This is a genomic window from uncultured Gimesia sp. (genome assembly GCF_937919775.1).
Classification (GTDB): domain Bacteria; phylum Planctomycetota; class Planctomycetia; order Planctomycetales; family Planctomycetaceae; genus Gimesia.
This window is the reverse complement of record NZ_CALFPF010000482.1, coordinates 1-2505: the sequence shown is the minus strand read 5'-3', so window position 1 is coordinate 2505 and position 2505 is coordinate 1. Positions and strand designations below refer to the sequence as shown.

Here is a 2505-nt window from a genome sequence, read left to right as displayed (position 1 = left end):
TCCCCAGCGATTGCAACCAGCCAAAGGCAGCCGGAACCTTCCAGGCCGACTTTTTCATTTCGATCCGCCGATTGGCGGGCAGAATCCGTTCCACGTTTTCAACCAGTCCCCCGCCGGTAATATGCGCTAACCCGCTGAAAACAATCTGATCGGGATAAGCCTTAGAAATCGAATCGATGGCAGCCGCATAAATCCGGGTCGGCTCCAACAAAAGGCTGGCAACAGTACGCTGATTTAATTCTCGAATTGGATCATTAATGCCCAAACTAGCCATCTCGAACACCACCTTGCGGATCAGGCTGTAACCATTGGAATGAAAACCACTTGATTCCAGACCGAGTACCACATCACCCGCCTGAATCGCGTGGCCGTCCAGAATCTGGTTCCGCTCCACGACTCCGACGCAAAAACCGGCCATGTCGAAATCACCATCACCATACAGATCGGGCATAATGGCGGTTTCCCCACCCAGCAGGGCTGCTTTGGAAAGGATACAACCTTTACTGACCCCTTCCATCAGTTCGACCAGTCGATCAGGGTCGTCTTTGCCGAGTGCGATATAATCCAGAAAAAACAAAGGCTCTGCCCCCAGACAGAGACAGTCATTCACACACATCGCAACCAGATCGATACCTATCGTATTATAAATTCCTGCTTCGATGGCAACCTTGATCTTGGTCCCCACCCCGTCAGTTCCTGAGACCAGCACCGGATCCTGATAAGTGCGACCCGACTTGCCCGGTTCCGAAGTATTCAGACGAAACAGCCCGGCGAAACCTCCCGGCAGATCCATCACACGCGATTTTTGTGCGGCATGAGTTTTGGTCACCAGTGGATGAATGGCAGACATCGCTTTCTGATAGAGATCCAGATCTACGCCGGCATCTTTATAAGTCGCTTTAGTCATAATATCATCCGAATAGGTAAAAAATAAACTAGAAATTGTTTCTATAAATTTGCCACATTTCAGCACAGGCAATCAACTGTTACCAGCATAGCATTCCACGGATGAGAAGAAAATCTTACGTATCGGTTATTTGAGAGCCAGACCCGGAAAACCTTTACGAAGACGGATTCTTAAAAAAACTCTCCGATATGATCCTGACGTTCACTACATCCGCAACGAGTAGCAGCATAAGATTCCTGCAATTCATGAAATGCCTGTTTCTGTTTCACACACATACGGCGATGAGGAGAATAACTGCATGAAGTTGGCGACGCTGCAAACGGAACAAGGAACCATCGTGGTCTCGGTAATCGACCAGGACAATGAGCTTACTTTTTTTGACCTGCACACTTTTGATGAAAGTCTGCCACGTTCCCTGAAAGAGATCCTCGCTCTGGAGGGAGGACTGGAACGCGCCCGGCAGGCAGCGAGCCAGGCAGAACAAGCGGGTAAACAGATTACCGGTACACTCTTAGCCCCCATTCCCCATCCGGGAAAAGTGCTCTGCATCGGCTTGAATTACCGGGATCACGCAGAGGAAACCGGAATGCCCTTCCCTGATGAACCTGTCTGTTTCAGCAAGTTTTCCAGTTCAGTTACCGGCTCGGGTCATCCGATCCGCATCCCGGCGATTGCAAAGCAAGTCGACTATGAAGCGGAACTGGTGGTGGTCATCGGGAAAACATGCCGGAGCGTGAGCGAGGCGGACGCTCTCCACTACATCGCAGGTTACATGAACGGCCACGATGTCTCGGCGCGCGATTGGCAAATAGGACGACCGGGCGGGCAGTGGCTGTTAGGAAAAACAGCAGACACATTCGCACCGACTGGCCCTTACCTTGTAACGGCAGATGAAATTAATAATGCCAACACACTCCCCATCAAATTGACACTCAATGGAGAGGTATTGCAGAATTCCAATACCGATAAATTTATCTTTACCATTGAACAGGTAATCCAGTTCGTGTCTCAGTTTCTGACACTCGAACCAGGTGATATAATCTTTACCGGAACGCCCCCCGGAGTTGGCATGGCCCGCAAGCCCCCCGTATATCTCAAGCCTGGAGATCAGGCTCTCGTCGAAATACAGGGGCTGGGAATATTACGCAATACCGTAGAAGCGTGGGATTGAAATGATTTCTACTCGGAAGTAGTCACTCGAACTGCACGCAGGCCACGATCACTTTTTTCGGTTTCAAACTCTACAGTTTGACCTTCTACCAGTTGATCGAATGTGATGCCATCCAGTGATGAGAGATGAAAAAAGATATCCTGTTGACCATCATTGATGAAGCCAAACCCTTTTTCAGTAATTTTTTTAATTGTTCCAGTGGCCATAAAGCCCATCCTCTAACTTAAAATTCTCTCGACAATAAAACGGAGTTCATTGTCACTCGTAACTGATCACCATTTATAGCCAAGCAGCTTGAAAATAGTGACACACTGAAAAAATACGCACAGCGTATTATGACGCAAAAATAAGAACATAATTTTCAGGAATGAGAGATCGGACTGCTGTCCAAATTAAGGTTAGAAATGAACCTTTTACTCCCTCAATC

Annotated in this window: 3 protein-coding genes; 1 reads left to right on the top strand and 2 read right to left on the bottom strand. The window is 48.4% G+C overall.

Going from position 1 to position 2505, the window contains the following annotated elements; genetic code table 11:
- A partial coding sequence (purM, locus tag Q0294_RS13745; RefSeq protein ID WP_299466356.1) for a phosphoribosylformylglycinamidine cyclo-ligase occupies window positions 1-907 on the bottom strand: 907 nt, incomplete at its 3' end.
- A 298-nt stretch (window positions 908-1205) separates the two neighbouring features.
- Between purM and Q0294_RS13740 the strand changes: the two genes are divergently transcribed.
- The gene (locus Q0294_RS13740) at window positions 1206-2078 is read left to right on the top strand and encodes a fumarylacetoacetate hydrolase family protein (RefSeq protein WP_299466353.1); all 873 of its coding nucleotides are present in this window, start codon (window positions 1206-1208) and stop codon (window positions 2076-2078) included.
- An 8-nt stretch (window positions 2079-2086) separates the two neighbouring features.
- Here the strand turns inward: Q0294_RS13740 and Q0294_RS13735 are convergent, their stop codons facing one another.
- Entirely contained in the window at window positions 2087-2284 is a 198-nt protein-coding gene (locus Q0294_RS13735) for a cold-shock protein (protein ID WP_145228069.1), read from the bottom strand.
- Between the last annotated feature and the right edge of the window lie 221 nt (window positions 2285-2505).

Bases quoted from the DNA above. Each gene is read 5' to 3' on its own strand.
- Q0294_RS13735 (WP_145228069.1), bottom strand. From the start codon at position 2,284: ATGGCCACTGGAACAATTAAAAAAATTACTGAAAAAGGGTTTGGCTTC.
- Q0294_RS13740 (WP_299466353.1), top strand. From the start codon at position 1,206: ATGAAGTTGGCGACGCTGCAAACGGAACAAGGAACCATCGTGGTCTCG.